General features: G+C 39.6%; 7 protein-coding genes and 1 pseudogene. 6 read left to right on the top strand and 2 right to left on the bottom strand.

All coding sequences use genetic code 11. The annotated features are described in order from the left end of the window. Window positions 1-309 (top strand): annotated as a pseudogene (locus RYZ26_RS19515) (hypothetical protein); the annotation flags it as partial. On the opposite strand, the gene RYZ26_RS19520 reads toward RYZ26_RS19515, so the two are convergent. Further along, complete coding sequence (locus RYZ26_RS19520) at window positions 268-1,611, bottom strand: ADP-ribosylglycohydrolase family protein (protein ID WP_317684936.1); 1,344 nt, start codon at window positions 1,609-1,611, stop codon at window positions 268-270. The pseudogene RYZ26_RS19515 and the gene RYZ26_RS19520 overlap by 42 nt on opposite strands. A gap of 210 nt (window positions 1,612-1,821) precedes the next feature. On the opposite strand from RYZ26_RS19520, the gene RYZ26_RS19525 reads away from it, so the two are divergent. Genes RYZ26_RS19525 through RYZ26_RS19545 form a run of 5 tightly spaced genes read left to right on the top strand, consistent with a single transcriptional unit; the run spans window position 1,822 to window position 5,495 of the window. After that, window positions 1,822-2,382 carry a 7-cyano-7-deazaguanine synthase gene (locus RYZ26_RS19525; protein ID WP_317684937.1) on the top strand — a complete coding sequence of 187 codons (561 nt, stop codon included), beginning with the start codon at window positions 1,822-1,824 and terminating at the stop codon, window positions 2,380-2,382. Then, entirely contained in the window at window positions 2,376-3,350 is a 975-nt protein-coding gene (locus RYZ26_RS19530; RefSeq protein WP_317684938.1) for a hypothetical protein, read from the top strand. The genes RYZ26_RS19525 and RYZ26_RS19530 overlap by 7 nt, the downstream gene beginning before the upstream one ends. 1 nt (window position 3,351) lies before the next feature. Further along, on the top strand, window positions 3,352-4,278 hold the full coding sequence (locus RYZ26_RS19535) for a CBASS oligonucleotide cyclase (protein WP_317684939.1): 927 nt from the start codon (window positions 3,352-3,354) through the stop codon (window positions 4,276-4,278). A 12-nt stretch (window positions 4,279-4,290) separates the two neighbouring features. Continuing rightward, on the top strand, window positions 4,291-4,854 hold the full coding sequence (locus RYZ26_RS19540) for a hypothetical protein (protein WP_317684940.1): 564 nt from the start codon (window positions 4,291-4,293) through the stop codon (window positions 4,852-4,854). Then, window positions 4,845-5,495, top strand: a complete 651-nt coding sequence (locus tag RYZ26_RS19545; protein WP_317684941.1) for an HhH-GDP family DNA glycosylase — start codon at window positions 4,845-4,847, stop codon at window positions 5,493-5,495. The genes RYZ26_RS19540 and RYZ26_RS19545 overlap by 10 nt, the downstream gene beginning before the upstream one ends. Window positions 5,496-5,557: 62 nt before the next feature. On the opposite strand, the gene RYZ26_RS19550 is transcribed toward RYZ26_RS19545, so the two are convergent. After that, complete coding sequence (locus RYZ26_RS19550) at window positions 5,558-6,061, bottom strand: DNA-directed RNA polymerase (protein ID WP_317684942.1); 504 nt, start codon at window positions 6,059-6,061, stop codon at window positions 5,558-5,560. Window positions 6,062-6,215: the final 154 nt, after the last annotated feature.

The following is a 6,215-nucleotide window of genomic DNA, read 5'->3' on the forward strand; positions in this document are numbered from 1 at the left end:
AAAGGCTACGATGCAAATTCCATTCGTGAAGATATGGAAAAACGTGGTGGTTACGCCATGATTCCAATGCGGAAAAACCGCAAGGAAATCAAACCTGTTGATGATTTCGTATATGGCTTGAAAAATCAGGTCGAACGTTGTTTCAACAAACTGAAAAATGCGAGACGGGTTGCAACCCGACCTGACAGTCACCGCATCAAAGCGGGTAAGTGTCAGATCAGATCGGAACTAATTCAGTTAAGCTTTCTCGGCTTCGTTCAGGTCACATCAATTCGGGTTTGGGTAAAGCACTTTGTCAACAGAACCTAAGGAATGCGGAAACTTGATCTTTTGTGTCAACCTTTTGGGCAAGACAGAACTCCCATAAACAGCTCCAAGAATGTTGCCCGTCATATTTGGGATATTACTATTGTGGCTTCCATAATTCACTGCCATAGACAAACCATCTTCAAAACTGGCTGACTTCAATGAGCATATGATGCTGATGGCCATAGCTTCTGCAATAGGGGTGTTGTCTTGAAACTCGGGAAGTAAATTCGAAGGCAACTTATCTTTCGTTTTTGCAATGGAAAAAGCCTTCTTGAATACCTCACTCATTCTAGATTGGTTGTCTAATTCACCTTCTTTATTTGCTGTTTTTTGAAGGGTTGATGATATGGCTTCAGGCAATGTCTTAGCGCCTAATTGTGAAAGCAGAAACGCATATGCACTTGCGGAAATGCTTTCGTAATCACAGTAATGCTCCTTTTGAAATGTCCTAAATGTGTCTTCGAAAGGGTCTTGGTGCAAAACACCAATTAAACCGGCCTTAGAAATGAGAGGGTCTGGTGCTGAAGCACTTAAATGAATGCCGATTTCTCCGCCTAAAAAGCTGCCATGAGTGTACTCTTCTTTCATTCTCTCCAAGAGGGGGCGAACGGACTTTCCTGCTATCTCACTGCATAGCTTGGGGGCTTCTGAAAACAATAGCATTTCAATTTCAGCAATAGAAACCTCACCTATCCGCTCGGCTATTACACTTAATAATTCAGTGTAAGTTTTGTAGGTTTTGTTTTCGGGTATTGCGATCCATCCCATTTCCTTTTCCAGTTTACGATGAGGGAATAAGTCCTGAAATGGACTGATTGAACCGTTCCTACTTTTAATTTGTTTGAAGATGACGCCTTGTTTTACTTTATGAAGTAATTGAACGGCAATTAATGCAGCTGAGACCCTAGAATCATAGATAGCATTCTCGTTGGGTTGAGATATTGATATGATCTTTGACCAGCTGGAAATGCCTAAGAAACCAATCTCTTCGCGGTTAATGATTGCTTCAACATATTCTTCAATTTTCGTCGAATTTACTTTTCCCCAATCTTTCACGATCCATTTTGCTAAGGATAGTTTTTGTGCGGTGGAGGATTGCTGCCATTTAGCAGCTAACTCTTTCTTCAGCTTCAAGGTTTCTTCTTTGCTGGAGCACTCTTCAAAGTGAATATTAAACAAATCAGATAGTTTCCTTAGGGCGCTTGCTTCCACTTTCCAATCATAACAATATTCACTCAATTGTTTTCGAACCCAATTTTCAAAAATATCAATCATTTCTGCCTTCATAAAGTCATCCAGCATGCTATCCCCTTCATTTTACAGAAACATCTTTAAGGAGACATGTATCAGACTAGTTCTCGCAGATAAAGGGTATCCAACTACTTTATATACAATTGCTGTTTTGTTTGTTGGTCATGTAATATCAATAGCTTGTGATTATTTGGGATCAATATTGACGCTCAATATTTAGTTGTGTAGTCTTTTATAAAATTACTATTGAGAGATTGATCGTTGACAAAACGAACTGATAAGGGACTTGTGCTATTAAGTGGCGGGATTGATTCAATGGCATGCTGCCATTTTCTCAAAACACAAGGTATGGAAGTCAGTGGTTTGTTTGTAGATTTCGGGCAGGCCGCGTGTACCAATGAAAGAATTGCAGCAGAAAGAGTTTGTGACTTTCTAAACATCTCGTTTGCAGAAATAAATGTGTCTCTACCAAATCAATATGGTGCCGGAGAAGTTACAGGCCGCAATGGTTTTTTGATTTTTTCTGCACTTATGGCATTAAAGTCTGAACAAAGTTTCATCGCAACAGGTATCCATAGCGGGACTGACTATTATGATTGTTCAGTTGGCTTCTACTCACAAATGAACAAGTTAGTTCAAGAATGCTCAAATGGTGCGGTTACATATATAGCTCCATTTAAAGATTGGTATAAGGCTGGAATCGTAGAATATACCAGACAAAACCATTTACCTTTTGATTTAACGTATAGCTGCGAAGCAGGAACGGATGAACCATGCGGTCATTGTCTATCTTGCAAAGATAGAGAGGCGATGAAGTGTTAGCTCAACGAAGAAAGGTCGTTATTGGCGACGAAGAGTTTCGGACTCCTATGTTAGTGCCATCTTTTTCCAGTAAAGGCTTCCCCGAAGTTCGAAAAACGATCCAAACAATGTCTGAACATATTACTGATGAGGTTTTGGTCAGTAGTTATGATTTATATTATAAGTTCATAAAGCAGGGTAAACACATACATTTTCCTACAATGGTTTTTTTGGATAGTGGGGGGTATGAAGCGGGTATAGGTTTAGATTTTGTAGATTTGTACAAAGAAAATTACGATCCGAACGATTGGAAGGTCGATTTTCACAAAGAGGTTCTTTCTAAATGGGATTTTAATATCCCGACAGCAGTTATCAGTTATGATAACCCTAACCGCCGATCTAGTACTCAAGTTCAAATAAATAGAGCAAAAGCTCTATTTAAGAAATACCCTGAAGGCGCAAAAGAGTTCTTAATCAAAGCGACTGCAGAAAATGGCCCTTACATCAATATTGATGAGATAATTGACTGTAGATACCAATTCTCTGATTTTGATGTTTTAGGCCTTACAGATAAGGAACTGGGGCCATCGCTTTTGGTTCGCATGAAGAATATTGCGAAATTACGCAGAAGCTTGGATGAAATTGGTCTCGATATTCCAATCCATATTTTTGGGAGTCTAGACCCAATTTCATCTCCTTTATATTTTCTAGCGGGTGCCGATATTTTCGATGGATTAACCTGGCTACGTTATGCTTATTATGACGGTATGGCGGTTTACAAAGAGAATTATTGTGCATCCCAAATTAGTATTGCTCGAAAAGATGTTATAATGGAGGGGATGATTTGGATAGCAAACTATTCATATCTCCAAGATTTACAGATGGAAATGAAACGGTTCTTACTTGAAAATAGTTTTGATGTTTTTACGCACAATAAGCTGTTGTTTCAAACTTCCTACGAAGCACTTTTAGAGGAAATAGGAGAGTAAAATGGGCGGTAGTAATAATCCTTTTACCAGCTTTTCCCCTAGCCAATTGAATAAAGAGGTACAGAAAGCTGGAGCTGAGATTTCAGATGAAAAATTTCAGCCGGTTCTCAATAAGCTTCTCGGTGACGTATTAGGTAACGCAAATGCGCGTGATGCAGAAGCAACAGATGCCCGATTGCAAGAGATAAAAGATTTATTGGCGGATGCCATCGAGAATTCATATGATTTGAAATTCGGCGGTTCTGTCGCTAAACATACTTATGTCGATGGTATCAGCGATATCGATTCATTGCTTGTTCTTCGTGATCCTCAAGCTGCACAACAATCACCTGAAGATATTAAGAATAATATTTCTACTGCTTTGTCTGACGGCATACAAAATGCTGAAGTGACAACTGGCAAGCTTGCGGTAACCGTCAGGTATAATGATGGTATGGAAATTCAACTCGTTCCTGCGGTTAAACAAGACCAAGGCATCAAAGTTCAATCTTGGAATGGGGATCGGTGGTCAAGAATAAACCCAGATGGTTTTCAAAAAGCTCTGACAGCACGAAATGCTGACTGCAATGGAAAGTTGGTCCCTACCATTAAACTCGCAAAAGCCATCAATGCAACGCTTCCTGAAAAGAGTCAGTTAAGTGGCTACCATATGGAAGCATTGGGTATTGCGGCATTTAGAGATTATCAAGGCCCCAAAACTCTTGGCCGTATGGTGCCACACTTTTTTGATCAGATCAGTAAACGGGTTGTTAACCCTGTACGTGATAGTAGTGGACAGTCAGTGCATGTCGATAGCTATTTGGGCGCGAGCAACAGTTCTGAAAGAAAAGCGGTTAGCCACGTGTTTGATCGTTTGTCTAAGCGAATGAAAAACGCGACTTTATCAGGTTCAGAAGCCCAATGGAGAAGTCTATTCGACGACCTCTAAGGAACCGTTTGAATGAGTACACCGGAAATAAATAGAATAGAAAAAGTTTCTAATTTATTGGTTACTTGTCATTCAATTCTATCAAGCAGATATCTGCGTAGGGCTTTCCTTCTTAATCTGATATCAACATTGTTTTCTGCAGTGTTGGCAATTCTGATTTTTGCCCCTCAAGAGCTTCTTTCAAAAATCAATCCGACAGGTTTTGATAATACAATGTTCATGGGATGCTTAGCAGCGGTCCTGTTTCTCCTCTCTCTTGTAGAAATGAAGGTCGCATGGAAAGAAAAGGGTTCTTTCCATAAAGATGCAGCAAATGCCTATTCAAGGGTAAAATTGGAAATCCGAGCTTCTTATAGAGACGGAAAAATTGATGATGCAAAAATGCAGGATATTTCAACGAAATACAGCCTAATAGGAGAAATGCATCCTCCGGTTCCAGATGATCAATTTGTAAAATTGAAAAAGAAGCACAAATTAAAAATTGAAGTTAGTAAATATCTTGATAAAAACCCTGCCGCGAACATTTTCTTAGTGCACATTAAGTTATGGATAAGGGACAATTGCAAATGGCTATAATGAACTCTACACAAGCCGCTGATACTGAAATTGCCAATCAGTTAATGTCTCTTTACGAAAGTGCAAAACAAACCGTGGTTTCGCTTGGTTACACAGGAGAAATCCAGTGGCAGGATGCTGTTACTGGAGAAGATTTCACAGAAACAGATTTGCTTCGCGAGGCAGCTTGGGTGATTTTGTGTTCTGGCTTTAAAGAGGCCTATGTAAGAAAGGTGTTTGACTTCATCTCTCTTAGTTTTTGTGATTGGGAAAGTGCGGATTTAATTGCATCACGATCTGACCAATGTGTTGATGCAGCAATTCAGGTTTTTGGTAATAAGCGTAAAGTGAATGCAATTGCGAAATTGGCGCAGCAGGTTTCAGAACAAGGTTTCGAGAATTTTAAACGTGAAATCATTACTGAACCAATCTCAAGTCTTCAAACGATCCCATTTATTGGAAAGATCACCTCATATCATTTAGCTAAAAATTTAGGTTTCAATTTTGCCAAACCGGACCGGCATGTGTTACGGCTAGCAAATCGACATGGTTTTGCCGATGTTCAAGAGTTTTGTAATCGAATCGCAGAGTTGTCTGGTGATATTCGTAGCACTGTCGATATTGTGTTATGGCGTTATGAAGCCATAAATGCAGTGCATTAGAATGGCACATCACTGTACAGCTATTAACTATACAATGATGTGCAAAGGTTAGAAGCAGTATCTCAGAGTGAAAATTCCCTCGTTCTTTGAAGAAGGTGTTTTTCGGTTTGTTCGGCGCAAAACCTTCTTAAATTCCGAATATAACGATCTGACATTTTTGTCTTCTCGCTTTGTTCAGAAGGGGACCAATTACTCTTAATGGATTGCCCTAAACCACCACTTAGAGGCACACCAACTACTTTCTTGAACGCATCTCGCATAATGCGCTCCATTTCGGTCATATGCTGTCGATCACTGATAAAGCTGTCATGAACACTAAGAATTGGAATATTCTGATTGGAAAAGTGTTCAATGACCAACTCAGCAATATTGGAGTCCAAATTCATCAAACGAACTCCTATATCTGTGCAAAAATAGTGGACAATCTTTTTGTGTTTGTTTTTGATCGCTGACATAATCCCGCTGATAAAATGGTTTGTATACTTTCTCTGTTGGCTACCTATAGGGAAGCCATCACGGAAAGCAGCAAACACTTGAGTTTTGTTTTTTGCATTCAGCATTAGCATGATGGTCTTCTTGACAATTTCACGTGACAATTCTCTGTCTGATGGCAGAAACATGCCTGTTATATGGTAATACCCCCATTTTTAGGGGGCTTCAGAAGTAGACAGTTATGCAGCCCTTTGGATTGACTGCAGCAATTTCTGTTTTGGCGTTATG

The sequence above is a fragment of the Terasakiella sediminum genome (assembly GCF_033100395.1).
In the GTDB taxonomy this organism is placed as follows: Bacteria; Pseudomonadota; Alphaproteobacteria; order Rhodospirillales; family Terasakiellaceae; genus Terasakiella.